The 15,449-nt window shown below is 72.5% G+C and carries 12 protein-coding genes; 8 read left to right on the forward strand and 4 right to left on the reverse strand.

The genetic code is table 11. The annotated features are described in order from the left end of the window. Positions 1-155: 155 nt before the first annotated feature. The 4 genes from AC5L3C_RS05290 to AC5L3C_RS05305 are packed head-to-tail and all read left to right on the forward strand — an operon-like array spanning position 156 to position 6,116. Positions 156-2,627 (forward strand): AAA family ATPase, encoded by a 2,472-nt coding sequence (locus AC5L3C_RS05290; protein WP_493647212.1) that lies wholly within the window; start codon positions 156-158, stop codon positions 2,625-2,627. Next, positions 2,624-3,037: a hypothetical protein gene (locus AC5L3C_RS05295; protein WP_493647214.1), complete on the forward strand. Its 414-nt coding sequence runs from the start codon at positions 2,624-2,626 to the stop codon at positions 3,035-3,037. Before AC5L3C_RS05290 ends, AC5L3C_RS05295 begins: the two co-directional genes overlap by 4 nt. Before the next feature lie 2 nt (positions 3,038-3,039). Further along, the gene (locus tag AC5L3C_RS05300; RefSeq protein WP_493653742.1) at positions 3,040-4,890 is read left to right on the forward strand and encodes a DUF4357 domain-containing protein; all 1,851 of its coding nucleotides are present in this window, start codon (positions 3,040-3,042) and stop codon (positions 4,888-4,890) included. Further along, positions 4,887-6,116 carry an McrC family protein gene (locus AC5L3C_RS05305; RefSeq protein ID WP_493647215.1) on the forward strand — a complete coding sequence of 410 codons (1,230 nt, stop codon included), beginning with the start codon at positions 4,887-4,889 and terminating at the stop codon, positions 6,114-6,116. The genes AC5L3C_RS05300 and AC5L3C_RS05305 overlap by 4 nt, the downstream gene beginning before the upstream one ends. Here AC5L3C_RS05305 and AC5L3C_RS05310 read toward each other — a convergent pair. Then, the gene (locus AC5L3C_RS05310) at positions 6,099-7,757 is read right to left on the reverse strand and encodes an N-6 DNA methylase (protein ID WP_185931021.1); all 1,659 of its coding nucleotides are present in this window, start codon (positions 7,755-7,757) and stop codon (positions 6,099-6,101) included. The two genes, AC5L3C_RS05305 and AC5L3C_RS05310, sit on opposite strands and share 18 nt — an antisense overlap. 129 nt (positions 7,758-7,886) lie before the next feature. Beyond that, the gene (locus AC5L3C_RS05315; protein ID WP_493647216.1) at positions 7,887-8,966 is read right to left on the reverse strand and encodes an alpha/beta hydrolase; all 1,080 of its coding nucleotides are present in this window, start codon (positions 8,964-8,966) and stop codon (positions 7,887-7,889) included. A gap of 306 nt (positions 8,967-9,272) precedes the next feature. Between AC5L3C_RS05315 and AC5L3C_RS05320 the strand changes: the two genes are divergently transcribed. The 3 genes from AC5L3C_RS05320 (at position 9,273) to AC5L3C_RS05330 (ending at position 12,060) form a co-directional block, all read left to right on the forward strand. Continuing rightward, positions 9,273-10,742, forward strand: coding sequence for a hypothetical protein (locus AC5L3C_RS05320; protein WP_493647217.1), 1,470 nt, complete (start codon positions 9,273-9,275; stop codon positions 10,740-10,742). Positions 10,743-10,760: 18 nt separating this feature from the next. Continuing rightward, complete coding sequence (locus tag AC5L3C_RS05325) at positions 10,761-11,360, forward strand: hypothetical protein (protein WP_493647219.1); 600 nt, start codon at positions 10,761-10,763, stop codon at positions 11,358-11,360. Positions 11,361-11,535: 175 nt separating this feature from the next. Beyond that, entirely contained in the window at positions 11,536-12,060 is a 525-nt protein-coding gene (locus AC5L3C_RS05330; RefSeq protein ID WP_493647220.1) for a hypothetical protein, read from the forward strand. Between the two features lie 3 nt (positions 12,061-12,063). On the opposite strand, the gene AC5L3C_RS05335 is transcribed toward AC5L3C_RS05330, so the two are convergent. Then, positions 12,064-13,185 carry a Gfo/Idh/MocA family protein gene (locus AC5L3C_RS05335; RefSeq protein ID WP_493647221.1) on the reverse strand — a complete coding sequence of 374 codons (1,122 nt, stop codon included), beginning with the start codon at positions 13,183-13,185 and terminating at the stop codon, positions 12,064-12,066. A gap of 59 nt (positions 13,186-13,244) precedes the next feature. Here AC5L3C_RS05335 and AC5L3C_RS05340 point away from each other — a divergent pair, with 59 nt between their 5' ends. Next, positions 13,245-13,700 (forward strand): MarR family winged helix-turn-helix transcriptional regulator, encoded by a 456-nt coding sequence (locus AC5L3C_RS05340; protein WP_493647223.1) that lies wholly within the window; start codon positions 13,245-13,247, stop codon positions 13,698-13,700. A gap of 19 nt (positions 13,701-13,719) precedes the next feature. Here the strand turns inward: AC5L3C_RS05340 and AC5L3C_RS05345 are convergent, their stop codons facing one another. After that, entirely contained in the window at positions 13,720-15,366 is a 1,647-nt protein-coding gene (locus AC5L3C_RS05345) for a phosphodiester glycosidase family protein (RefSeq protein ID WP_493647225.1), read from the reverse strand. Positions 15,367-15,449: the final 83 nt, after the last annotated feature.

Below are 15,449 nucleotides of genomic sequence, written 5' to 3' on the forward strand. Positions count from 1 at the left end.
GATGCACTCCTATACGTACACACTTGCGGGTCTTCACTCGTTCTCGTTAATGCGTTGACAGCATTCACATGCTCGCGTCATTGTTGTTTCGCCAACAGGTCGACCCGTCGGCCTCAAGCGCATCTCCCTCAGCACCCACACAGGAGGAGCAGCACATGACCGACCGTCCGCAGACCCCTGCCGATTCCGACACCGACCGGCCGGCCTCCGTGCGGGAGCTTCTCCTCGCCCGGCTCGACGGCTCGGATCTCCCCCCGGACGTACGCTCCGTGCTGCGCGAACTGCTGCCCGAGGAGCGGGTCGGGAGCGGCGAGGGGCGGTCCGGCCCGGTGCAGTTGCGTTCCGTCACCGCCGCCGGCTGGCGGGGCATCGGGCCGCGCACCACGCTCGAACTGCCGCCCGGACCGGGCCTGGTGGTCGTCGCCGGGCCCAACGGCTCCGGCAAGTCGAGCTTCGCCGAGGCGGCGGAGACGGCCCTGACCGGACGCAACTCCCGCTGGGACAAGCGCAGGGCCGGTGACTGGAAGCAGGGGTGGCGGAACCTGCACAGCCCCGACGTGGTGCCCGAGGTGTCCGTCGAACTGAGCGTCGGCGAGCACCGCGAACCCGTCACTGTGCGCCGGACCTGGTACGGAGCGAAGGTGGACGACGCGCACACGCGCGCCGAAGGGCCCGACGGCACGGAGCGTCAGGTGAGCGAGATCGTCGACGCCCGCGCGCTCGACCTCGCCCGGCCCTTCCTGCCGTACAGCGAGCTCGGCTCCATGATCAACGGCACGCTCTCCGATCTGCACGACGCCTTCTTCAAGCTCCTCGGGCTGGAGTTACTGGCCGACCTCGACGGACGCGTCAAGGACGCGGCCGCCGCGTGTGACAAGGCCGACAAGGACGAGAAGCAGCGCACGGAACAGCTGCGCGGCGAACTGGCCGCGCTGGACGACCCGAGGGCGCGGGAGGCGGCCGAGGCGCTGTCCTGCGGTCCGCCGGACACCGGCAGGGTGCGGGCGCTGCTGGCGAACCGGTCCGTGGCGGCCGAGACGGAACTGGCCCGGCTGCGGCGGCATGCCGGCGTCACCGGTCCCGACCTGTGCGAGGTCTCCGGAGCGGTTGCGCGGCTGCGTGAGGCGGCGGCTCGCGCGGAGGACGCCCGGGACGGCAGTGCGGAGAACTCCCGGCGGCTGGCGATGCTGCTGGAAGCGGCACTGGACCACCGGCGCCGGTCCCGGTCCCCGGACTGCCCGGTGTGCGGCACCGGCGGACGGCTCGACCAGGCGTGGGCCGAGCGGGCGCGGGCCGAGGTGGAACGGCTGCAGCAGGAGGCCGCCGAGGCGGAGACCGCGCTGCAGGACGTCGCGAAGGCCCGGCAGGCGCTGCACGACGTGATCGACCCCGTCCCGGCGTGGCTGCAGACGGACGACTCGCCCCTTGCCGAGCTCTGGCGGCAGTGGGCGCTGTGCCGGAACGTCGCCGACGTCCCGGACCTGGCCGGCCGGGCGGAGCGCGCCGCCGTCGCCCTGGAGGAGGCGTGCCGGCAGGTCCGCGAGGACGCGGTCCGCCGGCTGGCCGAGCAGGACGGCGACTGGCAGCCGATGGCCGTGCGGCTCACCGACTGGCTGTCCGTGGCCGAAGGGGCCGACACCGCCCGCGCCCGCCGCCCCCAGGTGAAGAAGGCACGTGCCTGGCTGCGCAAGGTCATCGACGAACTGCGCGACGAGCGGCTGCGTCCCTTCGCCGAACGCTCGCAGGAGGTGTGGCAGCAGCTGTGCGAGCACAGCAGCGTCACGCTGGGTTCCGTCACCCTTGCCGGGACCCCCGGCCGCGGCAGAGTGGAACTCGACGTCACCGTCGACGACATGACCGCACCCGCGTACAGCGTGATGAGCCAGGGCGAGCTCCACTCGCTGGCGCTCTCGCTGTTCCTGCCGCGCGCCACACATGAGGACAGCCCGTTCGGCTTCCTGGTGATCGACGACCCCGTCCAGTCCATGGACCCGGAGAAGGTCGAGGGACTCGCCCGGGTGCTCGACACCGTGGCCCGGGACCGCCAGGTGATCGTCTTCACCCATGACACCCGGCTGCAGCAGGCGATCGCCCACCTGGGCATCCGGGCCACCGTGCTGCGGGTCACCCGTCGCACCGATTCCGTGGTGGGCGTCGAAACGGTGACCGACCCGGTGGACCAGGCACTGTCGGAGGCGCGAGCCGTTTCCCTCGACCCCGACCTGCCCCAGGACGTGGCCGATCGCGTACTGCCCGCCATGTGCAGGGGCGCCATCGAAGTCGCGAGTCTGACGGTGGCGCGACGCCGCCTGCGCGACGAGCGCGGGATGTCACTGCCGGAGGTCGAGAAGCGTATCGCGTCTCTGGAACGCACCAAGGAGTACGTGGCGCTCGCCCTGCTGGGCGATGAGAAGCAGCACGCCCGCGATGCCGTCGAGCGGACGCGCGCAGGCGGCTGGAAACTACTCGAGTCCCTCAACATCGGCACGCACACAGCCCTGCCCACGGTCGACGACCGCAAGGCGCTGGTGTCCCGCACGAGCTCGTTGGCGAGGGCCATCCTCAGTAGTTCCGGAGCCGCCGCCAACGGCGTACCGACGCCCGTGAACGGTGGGGACGCGCGATGACGGCCGCCCCGGAGAAGCTGGTGGCCGATGCCGGCCGGCTGCTGCTGCCGCCGGCCGGGGCCGTGGGGCTCCTGACTCCGGGACTGCGGGCGCGCGCCGCGGCGGTCCTCCTGCGCATGGCGCTCGAGCAGGCCCTCGACGCCTACTGGCGGCAGGTCACCCCGCGCATGACCCGGATCGGCAAGCACCGCATCCTGTGTCTGGAGTGGTACGCGGGACGTGACACCGCGCGCCGGTGCCGCACGACGTGGGCGGCGCTCAGCGCGGCCTGCCACTACCGCACCTACGAACTGCCGCCCGCGCCGGCCGAAGTGGCGGTGCGGCTGGAGGAAGTCACGGCGCTGCTGGCGGTGCTGGGCGCCGGTCCGCCGGCGACGGACGGGGTCCCGGGGACGAGGAGGAGTGCGTGAGCGTGGAGCACGAGGCCCTGTCCGGAGAGGACCGGCCTCCCTCCGGCACGACGGAGTACCCGGAGTTCCGGTTGCGGCTGCCGGGCGGTGGCCCCGAGGCACGGGGGCGACTGCTCACGGAGAAGGGAACCAACGGAAGTCAGAAGTTCGTCGTCCTGGCCGGATCGCCCGGGCGGACGGAGGTCGTGCCGTCTTTCCCGCACCGCATGAAGTCGTCGTACCGGCTCCGTCAGCGGCTGATCGCCGAGGGGACGCTGGCCGGTTCCGCCCGGTGGCCCGGCCGGCTGGAACTGACGGAGGACGTCGAGTGCAACTCGCCGTCGGCGGCCGCCGAGATCCTGGTCGGACGCAGCGCCAACGGGTGGACCGAGTGGAAGTCGGCGGACGGACACCCGCTGGCCGACTATCTCGACCAGGTCTGGTGGGGACGCAGCCGGGCCTGGCTGGTGCGCGGGGCCAACGTCTCCGGTCTCGACCTGGTGCGACAGCTGTGGCTGTCCGAGGGGCTGGTCTCCCTCTCGGCCCGCCATCTGCGCAAGGGCGTGGCGCAGGGTGTCAGCAAGGACGGACTGCGCAGGGCCGTCGACGAGGACTACGCGTCCACCGCCACGTACAACCAGAAGATGCAACTGGTCGAGGACATGCACGCGTTCGTGTCCCGCATGCGGCCGGGCGACGTGGTGTGCACCCGCTCCGGCGGATGGCTCCACGTCGGTGTCGTCTCCGGCCCCGCCGAGCAGGTCGACTCCGAGGACGGGCGGTCCAATCTGCGCCGTCCGGTGGACTGGGCGGAGCAGGCGCACGCGTACGACGAGCTGCCGGAGGAGTTGCAGCAGCGGCTCGCATCCCCTCACGAGGTGGTCGATCTCACGGTGGTCAAGGACCTGCTCGACGGCCTCGGGCTGAGCGACCAGGATCTGATCGACGAGGCCGAGGCCACCGACCGTGCTCCCGGCGTGGAGATCCCCGCCCTCACGGCCCGTCGTGACCTGGAACTGCCCCGGCCGACACCGGAGCTGGCCGACAAGCTGCTGGTGCACGACATGGCCTGGCTGGAGGAGCTGTGCGGTCTGCTGTGGGACGAGCGCCAGCTGGTACTCTACGGCCCGCCCGGCACCGGCAAGACCTATCTCGCCCTGGAGCTCGCCGAGTTCCTGGGCGGTGGCCCCGAACAGGTCAAGCTGGTGCAGTTCCACCCCTCGTACTCCTACGAGGACTTCTTCGAGGGCTTCCGGCCGCAGGAGGACCCGGAGACCCGTGAGGTGGCCTTCCGGCTCACCGCCGGGCCGCTGCGGGAGCTGGCCGACCTCGCCTCCGGTGAGGGCAACCATCACATCCCGCATTTCCTGATCATCGACGAGATCAACCGGGCCAACCTCGCAAAGGTCTTCGGTGAGCTGTACTTCCTGCTGGAGTACCGCAGGAAGTCGGTGCGGCTGACGTACTCCGGGGACGACTTCTCCCTTCCGCGGAACCTGTTCGTGATCGGCACGATGAACACGGCCGACCGGTCCATCGCCCTGGTGGACGCGGCGATGCGGCGGCGGTTCGCGTTCGTCGAGCTGTCGCCGCGCACCGAGCCGACCAGGGGACTGCTGCGGCGCTGGCTGGAGAAGGAGGCCAGGGACTGCGAACCGGCCGATCTGCTCGACGCCCTCAACGTGCGGATCGACGACCCCGACTTCCGTATCGGGCCCTCGTACCTCATGAAGGACGGTGTCCACCGGGACGGCGGTCTGGAGCGGACCTGGCGGACGAAGATCCTCCCGCTGCTGGAGGAACACCACTACGGCGAGGGCGTGGACGTCGAGAAGCGGTACGGGCTGACGGCGCTGCGGGAGTCTCCGGGGTGACGCGGGTCGTCGAACTCGTCGAGCACGCGCCCGCGGTGAGTGTCGCGCTACCCGAGGGTGTGGGACAGGCGGTCGCCGCCCTGCGGATCGCGGACGCGGTTCCGGACGCGTACTCCCCCGGGCGGTGGCTGCTGCGGGCGGGGAGCAAGGTCGGGGCCGTCGGCGTCGCCGTGCCGGGAGGGGGTGCTCCGTTCACACTGCGGATCGTCCCCAAGGTGCCGGTCGGCCGTCTGTTCTTCCTGCTCGGGTACAGCCTCGACCCCGCCGGTGCCTGGCGGGACGGCGAGGTGGAGGTGGCCGAGCACGAGGACCTGGTGCCGGCACTCGCCCACGCCGTCGAGCGGCAGGTGGACCGGGCCTTGCGGCAGGGGCTGTTGCAGGGGTACCGGGTGGCCGAGGAGTCGTCGCTGGTCGTGCGGGGGCGGATCCGGGAGGCCGAGCAGATACGACGCCGCTTCGGAACGACCGTGCCCGTGGAGGTGGCGTACGACGAGTTCACGACGGACATCGCGGAGAACCGGATCCTGCGCACCGCCGTGGAGCGCCTGCTGCGGGTGCCGGGGGTGCCGCGGGACGTACGGCGCGGGCTGCTGCACCAGCGGGCCCGGCTGGCGGATGTGACGGTGCTCGGGCGCGGCCGTCCGCTTCCCGCGTGGCGTCCGAGCCGGCTCAACGCCCGCTACCACCACGCGCTGGGGCTCGCGCGTGCCGTCCTGGAGGACGCCTCGCCGGAGCACGGGCCGGGCGGGCTGCGCGTCGAAGGGTTCCTGTTCGACATGAACCAGCTGTTCGAGGACTTCGTGACGGTCGCCCTGCGGGAAGCGCTGCGCAGGTCGGGGCATCTCGCCCGGTTCCAGGACGCCCATCATCTGGACGAGGCGGCGGCCGTCCGCATGAGGCCCGACCTCGTCCTGTACGGGCCGGACCGCGCGCTGTGTGCGGTGGCCGACGCCAAGTACAAGGCAGAGAAACCGAGCGGATATCCGGACGCCGATCTGTATCAGATGCTCGCCTACTGCACGGCGCTCGGGCTGCGCGAAGGACACCTGGTGTACGCGAAGGGCCATGCCGGTCATGCCGCCCATCGCGTACGGCACGCGGGCATCGTGCTGCACCAGCACGCCCTGGACCTCGATCAGGATCCGGCGGGGCTGCTCGCGGACGTCGCGGAAGTCGCCGCCCGGATGGTGCGCGGCGGGGCGGGCGGGTCAGTCGTGGGGGCGTAGGGCGCCGGTGCTCAGGGCGTCGTGGGCCAGGGTGGTGATCTGGCGGGTGAGTTCCGTGACGCGGCGGGAGCGTTCCTCGAATTCCTTCAGGGCGCGGAAGGCGGAGCCGTAGCGGCGCTGGGCGGTGATGTCCATCTGCGGGATGCGGGCGCCCTTGCTGTCCAGGCGGAAAGTGCCGCTGGCGCTGGTGGAGCGGCGGCTGTTGGCGGTGCCGTGCAGGAAGCCCTGGAGGAAGTCGGTGTCGAGCTGGTCGCTGGTCGAGACCGGCTCCGGGTCGCCGAATTCGACCAGCCCGGCACGGACCAGGTCGGCGACGCTGACGCTGGGCCCGTCCAGTACGCCGGCCGGCTCGCCCGCGGTCAGCGCCGGCAGCAGTTCCGCCAGCCGGTCCAGCTGCTCGGCCAGTTCCCGGCGCAGGGCCTCGTACTCGGCTCCGTAGTCGCGGTGGGACTCCGCCACGTAGCGGCCGGGGGTGAGGTCGACGAGGTCGTCCAGCAGGTCGATCTGGGCGACCTCGGTGATCTGCTCGGGCCGCGGGTCCAGGGAGGCGTCCGGATCGTTGGACGTCAGGTCGACCATGCGCACCGTGGCGGCCATGTCGTCCGGTGTCGGGGGTCGGCGCAGGTGCCACAGGTGCACGGGGAGGGAGTGCGCGGCGGCGGTGCCCGGGGCCAGCGCGGTGACCTGGGTCAGGATGCCGCGGCGGACGAGCTCCGCGCGGATGCGGCGGCCGGCCTTGCGGTAGGCCACCGAGGCGGGCATGACCACGATCACACGGCCGCCGGGCGCGGTGTGGGCGTAGGCGTGCTGGAGCCAGGCCAGTTCGCCCTCCGCGCGGGACGGCGTACCGAGTTCCCAGCGCGGGTCGAGGAGCAGCTCCTCCCGGCCCCAGTCGGTGTCGCTCACCGGCGGATCGCACACGACCAGGTCGGCCTTGACCTCGGGCCACCGGTCCGAACGCAGGGAATCGCCCTGTTCGACGTCGATGTGGGTCCGCTCGGTGAGATCGCCCCGTGCCTGCGCGAACCGGGCGCTGCGGGCGTCCGCTTCCTGGCCGTACCGGCGGACATCCGGGGCGGATCCCACGGCGAGGAGGAGGGTGCCGATGCCGCAGGCGGGGTCGAACAGTACGGCGTCGGCCGGCACATCCCCGGCGAAGTGGCGGACGGCGCGGACCACCCGGGGCGAGGTGACCTGGTCGGAGCCGGCACGGCGTACGGAGTCCGTGAAGCGCTCGGCGAGGTCGTTCACCACCTCGGCGGGGGTACGTTCCTCCGCCAGGCGCCGGGCGAGGTCGAGGGCCTGCTCCGGGAGCGCGGGGGGCGTGTCGGCTCCGTCGGCGGTGAGGGTCTCGGCGACGTCGGCGAGGCCGCCGAGGATGTCGTCGCCGTAGGTGCCGCGCAGCACCTGCCACAGGTGCACCTCGTCGGTGACGTCCTGCCCCTTGCGCTGCTTGTCCAGCCAGGCCTGCACCTCGGCCAGGTCGAACAGCGGGCTGTGGGCCCCGCCGCCGGCCGGTGCCGGAAAGTCGTCGTACCGCCGTCTCCAGTTGGACACGGCGGCACGGGTGACACCTGCGATACGGGCGATCTCGGAACCGGTTACCAACGGGTTCGTCGGAGTGGCCGGGGTCTGTGGCATGCGGCCACCGTACACAGCGCGACGCCGGGCGTTCAATAACGTATGGACGTTGACGGCGTCAACGGTGCCTCAGGCATCGATTTCCGGAAGTGGTGCTTCCATCGTGCGTGGTGGCCGGCCCGCGAGGGCTCAGCGGTGCATGCCGAGCGCGCCGAGCAGCATCGGGAGCGAGGCGTGCAGTTCGCGTTCCCAGTAGGCCCAGGCGTGCGTGCCGGGACCGTAGAAGTTGGTGGTCAGGTGCTTCGCGCCCACGCGCCTCAACTCCGCCGCCAGTGCGTGGTTTTGGCGGTTGAAGTCGGCCTCCAGGGCGCTGGTGCTGCCCGGCGCGTCCAGGGGGCCGGTGGTGCCGTCTCCGCAGGACAGGTAGACGGGGACGTGCTTGAGGCGCTTGGCCAGGTGGAAGGGGTCGTGCGCCTGCCAGATGCGGCGCTGCGCGACCGGGTCGCCCCAGACGCGCAGGGGGTCGTCGCCCTGGCCCGCGAAGAAGCCCATGATGCGGTCGACCGACTCGTCGTTGAGCAGCGGATGCGCGGAGCCGGAGTAGGCGGCGGTGGCCCGGAACATGCCGGGGTGGCGGGCGGCGTACAGCAGGGCGCCCTGGCCGCCCATCGACAGGCCGGCCACGACGCGGTCGCGCCCCGCACCCCAGTCCCGCTCGAGGAGGTGCCGCAGCTCCACGGTGTGGAAGGTCTCCCAGGCGGGGTCGCCGCCCCGGCCGTGGTTCCACCAGTCGCTGTACCAGCCGTTCCAGCCGGCCTCGGGCATGACCACGAGCACGTCGCGGAGGCTGTCGATGTCCGCGACGTCCGTCATGGCGGTCCAGGACGTGTAGTCGCCGCAGCAGCCGTGCAGGAGCCAGAAGGTCGGCCAGTGCTGCCGTCGGTCGGCCGGGTTCCAGCCGTCGGGGGTGAGGAGGCGGACGTCGACCGTCCGGCCGCCCAGGGCCTGTGAGCGCACCGTCAGGTCCAGCTGGCGGTCCGCGACCTGGGTGACCGCGACGACCTCGGCTCCGTGCGGTCTCGTGGCGGCGGGGGTCGGGGCACCGGGGGTCGTGCCGGGGGTGGCCGTGCCGGGTGGGGCGGCGGCCAGTGCGGGGGCGGAGGGTATGAGGGTGAGAAGGAGGAGTGCGGCGAGGACGAGCCGGATACGGGCTCGGAGGGTCAGGACGGCGGTCACGGCGGCTCCCTGCGGGGCGGTGTGTCGCTTCATGAACGGTTCGACCGGGCTCGGGGGCTGACTTGCCCCGGGGAAGGATCCACCACGGGGGCGATCCGCGACAGAGCGCCGGGGCGTCCGGCGGGTCGGGACGGCCGGGCCGGGAGGGCAGGAAGGGGGCAGGAAGGGCGGACAAGAAGGGCGGATTTTTTTCCTCGCTGCTGCGTACAACCTTTGTGCGACGTCGCAGGTCACCTCCGTGTGGGCCGTGGCCGGAAATCGCCCCTCGTCTCCGCCCGCACCGCACCCCGGGCCCCGGCCCTCGACACCCCGTTGCCCTGTTCCCTGAGGAAGGCCTCATTGACCGACAGCACCACCCCCCGCCGGGACGGATCGGTTTCCGTCCCGCCCTCGGCCGCCCCTTCCCCGTCGGAGGTGCGGGCGGAACGCCGCCGGCTCGTCCAGTCGATCGGCGCCCTCCGTCGCCTCCTCTCCGAGCGCCGCGCCTTCGAGGTCGCCGACCAGCGGCGCCTCCGGCACGAGGCGAGGCAGCGCGACCGCGTCGAAGACGCGCACGGCGAGAAGCTGCGGCGCATCGACAAGGAGCGGGCCGGCCGGGAGGCCTCGCTGAACCACCGGATCGGCGCCCTGGACGGAGAACGCGACCGCCGTGAGGAGCAGGCCCTGGCCGTCCTGCGCCGTCAGTCGGTCGAGCGGGCCCTCGGCCGCACGTACCTCAACGAGCGCGAGGTCAACGGCATCGGCGCCGGCCTCGTCCGCAGCCTGGCGGCGCAGGGCATCAGGACCGCCGCCGACTTCGACGACGTGAGCTGGGGCAAGGCGCCGAACGGCAAGGGCGGCGACGTCCTCTACATCCACCGCACCGAGGGCGGCAAGGTCCACATCAACGGCATCGGCGAGCACCGCGGGCGTCCGCTGCTGGAGTGGCGCCGGGCCGCCCTGGCCCGTGCGGAGGCCCGCGCCCCGCGCAGGCTGCCTCCGGACGAGCGGCACCGCATCACCGAGATCATCGAGGCCGAAAAGACCCGGCTGCGGGAGGAGTTGGGCCGGGTGTCGCAGACCGCCGGGACGGCGCGCGCGGAGGCCGTACGGCTGCACAGCGAGGCCCTCGGCCTGCTCGACGGCGCCGCCCGGGAGGCCGCGCGGCTCGCCGCCGTACGCCGGGCGGAGTTCGACACGATGGCCGAGCAGCTCAGGGACATCCAGGGTGAACTGGCCGCGCACATCGAGGCATACGGCGATGTCGGCCGCCGCGGCCGCCGCGCTCAGCGGCGCGCGCTCCGGCCGGTCGCCGAGGTGCCGCCGCCGTCCCACCTCCCCGGCATCCCGTCTCCCCGAGCTCCGGAGGGCGCAGACACCGGGGCCGGCCGCGCGGCGGTCACGGAGCCGGCCGGTCACCGTCCGGTTTCGGTCAACCGGGCGAGTCCCGGCTGGCTGGTCCCGGTGCTCTATTTCGGCTTCACGGCCGTGGTGGGTGTGGGTGAACTGGGCGGCAACACGGCTCACCCGTACACGATGATCGCTTCTCGGCTCGTCGCTCTGGCCGCCGTCGTCGAGCTGCTGCGGCTGTGGGTGCCGCGCGTACGGACGCGGTCCGCGGGTCCGATGCCCGGGGGAACCGGTTGGCAGACATCCGGCGTCTTCCTGGCGCTGACCGCGACCGGCATGTTCGAGGACGAGCAGTCCGATGTCTTCGGGATGGCGTGCGTCGTGGCGGTCCTTGCCGCCGTGCTCTTCCTGGCGGGGACCATCAGCCGCATGGTGAGGACGGACGACCGCACCGGCGAGAGTTCCCGTGCGTCCACCTGAGTCCACTTGGAGCCCCTCATGACCGAGAGCACGCCCGAGAGACCGGACACCACCACTCCCCCGCCGCCCCCGCCGCCCCCGGCGGCACCGCCCACCGCGACCCAGTCCTTTGCCGCGCCCGCCCCGGCCGCCACTACGGGCCGTCGGCGGAGCAAGGGACTCCTCATAGCCGCCTGTGTCACCGCCTTACTCCTCGCCGGCGGCGGAGTCGCCTGGTGGGCGCTGGAGGATGACGACGACGAACCCCTCGACCATGTCGAGGTCTCGGGCGGCAAGCTCGTCACCGAGGAGGGCGATTCGTACGAACTCTGCGACGACACCGACGAGTTCACCTACAACGACTGCGACGAGGCGACCGACGAGACCTACGAGTTCGTCTACAGGATCACCAACGAGGGTGGCGAACACGCCAACTACTCGGTCATCGTCAACGCCTTCGACGAGGACGGCGACTTCGTCGCCCAGACGTACATCGGGTCGACGCATCTGGCGGCGGGCAGAACCGACGCCGACAAGAGCGAGTTCAACGAGTACAGCGAGATCGAGGACAGGCACGAGCTGTCCGACATCGCGACCGTGAAGGTCGCCTACGTGGAGCGCCTCGCGCTGGCCAACTGAGCCCGCGGGCCCGGCGGCTGGGGGCAAGGGCCTCAGCCGCCTGGGCACGGCGGCGGGAGTCTCTTAACTCCCCAACCCTGGCCTCCTAGGGGTTGCAAGTATCTGGTCCCCCTGTCAGGATGCGTACGGACGTACGGGGCAACTGGCCCTGTGCACAGTCGTGTTGGGGGAATTCATGATTCACATCGCGCTCGGTCCCATGCGGTACGTCAACCCGAAGGAGGACCAGCTGGGCCGCAACCACGTCGGCTGGGACCCGGCCATGGACGACGAAGCGCTGTTCGAGGCCAACCGCGGCTGCTGGGTGCTCGGCGAGCGGGCCGAGAAGGAGCAGTACGCGCTGCTGTCCGCCGACGGCACGGTCCGCATGGCCATCGCGATCGACCGGCTGGTGCCGGTGGCCGGCGGGCGCAAGGCCATGGAGGGCAGGTTCCTCAAGCCGGGCGACGAGGTGTACGACGCCTACGTGGGCGGCGAGCCCCCCGTGGCCGCCCACCGCAACCCGATCGCCTACTTCGAGTCCCCGCACGACGCCCGTCTGTGCCAGTGCGGCTGCGGGGAGTCCGTCAGCACCGGCTGGTTCCTGATCGGCCACGACCAGAAGGCCCTGCACGCCAGGGTCGCCAGGATCGGCACGGTGCGGGAGTTCATCGACTGGTTCGACAACACCTACGTCGAGCCGCAGACGGCGGCAGAGTAGCCGTCAGGCGCCGGTCAGGGCGGTGGCGATGCCGCGGTGCCGGGCGGCGCCGTGCGCGAAGTCGGGGACGGCCGAGGTGCCCTCGCGCAGGTCGTCCAGGAATTGCCGGTAGGCGTGGGCGACCGCGTAGGCCGGCGCGTCGGTCCGCGGGTCAAGACCGGGGACGCGGACGTACGACTCCGGCACCGGGAGGGGCGCCAGGCCGGTGGACGCGCCACGGCCGCCCTCGAGGGTGAGCCGGCTGAGCTGGGGGTGGCCGACCGGGGCGGTGACGACGAGGTCGCCCTCGGTGCCGTTGATCTCCCAGCGGAAGTTGGTGCCCCGGGACATGCCTCCGCGGTAGTGGAAGGTGACCACCGCGCCGCCGGGGAGCCGTCCCGAGGCCACCACCTGGTCGGGGGCGGTCATGGGCACGGCCCGTCCGCTCTCGGTGTCCACGGCCGCCGTACGCCGTGACGCCAGGCCGATCCGCAGCTCCTCGGGCTCGCCCAGCACGGACGCGAGCCCGTCGAGCGCGTGACTGAAGGGGATGGTGAGCAGGGTCGCGCCGTTGGCGGCGTCGAGGACGTAGTGGTCGCCGGGGCCGACGGTGGGGCCCCAGGCGCCGCCGGAGCCGACGACCGTCGTGGACAGCACCTCCCCCACGTAGCCGTCCGCCAGGAGGTCCCGCAGGTGGGCGAGAGCGGGGTGCGAACGCGCCTGGAGGCCTACGGCGGTCGGCACGGCGTGCCCCCGGGCCAGCCGGGCCATCTCCTCGGCCTCCGCGAGCCCGTTGCCCAGCGGCCATTCGCACAGCACGCTCTTGCCCGCACTCAGCGCCGTCTCCACCAGTTCGCGGTGGTGCGGCACCTTCACCGCCACGACCACGAGGTCCACCTCGTCGCAGGCGGCCAGCTCGGCCGCGGTGCCGAAGGTGCGGGGTACGCCGTGTTTGCGGCCGGAGAGCTCCGCCGACTGCTGCGAGCTGGTGCTCAGCGCCCTCAGCTCGTACCCGGGGACGGCGCGCAGGGCCGGCAGGTGGGAGCGCTCGGCCCAGCTCCCCTGCGCGCCGAGTCCGATGATGCCCACTCCGATCGGCTTCCCGGAGCGGGCCAGGTCGGCAAGGGGTGAGGGGGATGTGTTCATGAAGGCAGCCCGTCCATTGTTAGTGTTGATATCTCAACACTAAGAAAGGGTGCGTTGACATGTCAACACGCGGCGAGGGGGCGACCGGTCCGGACGAGTCCAGGGGCGACACCCCGCTGGAGCCCGTGGACCTCTGGTCCGCCTTCAAGCGCGCCCACGAGGTCGTGCGCGCCCGCGTGATCGCGGACACCGCCGAGGCCGCGGGCCTGTCCGAGCCGGACCTGACGATCCTCACCGACCTCAACAAGGCCGGGGGCGCGCTGCGGCAGAGCGAACTCGCCGCGTCGCTCGGCTGGGACCGCACGCGCATCTCCCACCAGCTCACCCGCATGGAGAAGCGCGGACTCGTCGGCCGCGAACGCGCCGCCGGTGTCACCGTCGTCCTCACCGGCGCCGGGCGCGAGGCCGTCGCCGCCGTGCATCCCGGACTGGAAGCGGCCGTGCGGCGGCACTTCACCGACAAGCTCTCCGCGCGGGAGATCGACACCCTGAGCTCGCTGCTGCGCCGGCTGTAGTCGTCCCGGAGTGCCCGGGCTACGGCGCCCGCCGGTCCCGGCCGGGGAGGATCAGCAGCGCGTCCCCGACCGGGCGCTCTCCCGCCGCGTCGGACGGGTCGTTGATCACCCGGCCGCCCGCGACCATCGTCGTCGAGCCGCCGCCGTCGAGGTTGACCGCGTCGCGCAGGCCGAGGGAGCGGGCGACCTTCGCGGCCTCGGTGATGCTCAGGCCGAGGGCGTCGGTGCCGCGGCCGTCGGCGGTGACGAGGACCGTGCGGCCGGCCGCGTCGACGCCCGCCAGGGTGCGCGGGTTGCGCTTGTGCACCCAGCCGTAGTACCAGCTCGGGTCGCCCGGGTGCACCATGCCGTCGGTGGCGGGGGTGACGTGGAGGCGGCCGTCCCGGACCAGTTCGGGGCCGGCGTTGACGATGTCCGTCCCGCGGGACGGGGTGACCCGGTGGCCGCGGTCGTTCAGCAGGGTGGTGGTGAGACGCAGACGGCGGCCTGGTCGTGCCGACTCGGTGAGTTCCGCAACACGTTGGCCGGTCGCCTGGACGGAGCTGCCGCCGGGCGGGAGCGGGCCGCCGCGCGGGGAGCGCAGTTCAGTGACCCGGCCGTGTGAGTCCAGCACGGCCTCCGTTCCCTCGCCCTGGGGCGTACTCGTGCCGAAGTCGGGGGTGAACGCGACGAGTTGGTCGAGGTTGGTGCACGTCACGTCGTGCAGGGGCAGCGCGGTCGGGGTGTCGCCCTCGCTGCCGCCGCAGTTCCTGATCAGGCCGGGTACGCGGTTGATGCCGTCCAGGCTCAGCGAGGTGCGGCCGGCGGTCACCCGGCCCCGCCAGGTGAGGCGGGTGACGTCGGTGCGGCGGCCGTGGTCGTGGACGACCAGGGCGGGGCGGCCACGGACCGGCTCGCTCAGCAGGCGGCCGTCGTACACGCCGACGCCGGCCGGGTCCCCGGGAGCGCCCGCGCGGGGGTCGAGCACGAAGAAGCCGGCGTTGACCGCCGCCGTCGCGCCCGCGGCGGCGGACAGTGCGCTGGTGGTCTCGCGGTTCTCCAGGTCGGGGCCGTAGGAGGCGTCCAGGGTGCCGCGGAACCGGCGCGGGTCGATGGTGAGGACGTCGACCCGCCACGGGCCGCGGTCGGTGGTGGCGCCGTCCCAGCCGGTGTAGGTGACCGATCCGGTGAATCCGGCCGCGCGGAGCCGGGCGCGTTCCGCCGTCGCGGCGGACTGCGCGTCGAAGGTGCCGATGCGGACGCGCCAGCCCAGGGTGCCGCCCGCGTAGTCGGCCGTGCGCGGTGTCGTCACCCGCTCCACCCGTGCCTGGAAACCCTGGTCGCGCAGGTCCCCGGCGAGTGCGTGGGCGCTCGCCCGGTCCTTGAGGGTGGTCGGGGGTGCGTCGGGGTCCGGTGAGGTGTCGCCGCCGGGGATGGACGCCTCGACGGTCCAGTGGTGGGCCGGGTCAACGGCTCCGCGCACGATCCGGGTGAGGGTGACGCCGGGCTGCAGGGTCCGCGTCGTGCGGGTCTCCGCCAGGCCGGGCGTGCCCAGGGGCAGTGCCGTGGGCCTGCCGGGCTGTCGGGTGTCGTCGGCGGACGCCTGGGCCGGCAGTCCGGCCGCCGACACGGCCAGGACGGTACCGAGGACGGCGCTCGCGGCGCGGAGTCTCTTCGTCAGCTGCACACGCGTCACTCTCCCATCGCGCACCGACAGGGACACGAACAGTCACTTGACGCACGGTGGACAAGTATTGGCCCCTTCCGTCA

Source organism: Streptomyces speibonae (assembly GCF_984686075.1).

Bases quoted from the DNA above. Each gene is read 5' to 3' on its own strand.
- AC5L3C_RS05290 (WP_493647212.1), top strand. From the start codon at position 156: ATGACCGACCGTCCGCAGACCCCTGCCGATTCCGACACCGACCGGCCG.
- AC5L3C_RS05315 (WP_493647216.1), bottom strand. From the start codon at position 8,966: ATGAAGCGACACACCGCCCCGCAGGGAGCCGCCGTGACCGCCGTCCTG.
- AC5L3C_RS05310 (WP_185931021.1), bottom strand. From the start codon at position 7,757: ATGCCACAGACCCCGGCCACTCCGACGAACCCGTTGGTAACCGGTTCC.
- AC5L3C_RS05325 (WP_493647219.1), top strand. From the start codon at position 10,761: ATGACCGAGAGCACGCCCGAGAGACCGGACACCACCACTCCCCCGCCG.
- AC5L3C_RS05335 (WP_493647221.1), bottom strand. From the start codon at position 13,185: ATGAACACATCCCCCTCACCCCTTGCCGACCTGGCCCGCTCCGGGAAG.
- AC5L3C_RS05330 (WP_493647220.1), top strand. From the start codon at position 11,536: ATGATTCACATCGCGCTCGGTCCCATGCGGTACGTCAACCCGAAGGAG.
- AC5L3C_RS05340 (WP_493647223.1), top strand. From the start codon at position 13,245: ATGTCAACACGCGGCGAGGGGGCGACCGGTCCGGACGAGTCCAGGGGC.
- AC5L3C_RS05295 (WP_493647214.1), top strand. From the start codon at position 2,624: ATGACGGCCGCCCCGGAGAAGCTGGTGGCCGATGCCGGCCGGCTGCTG.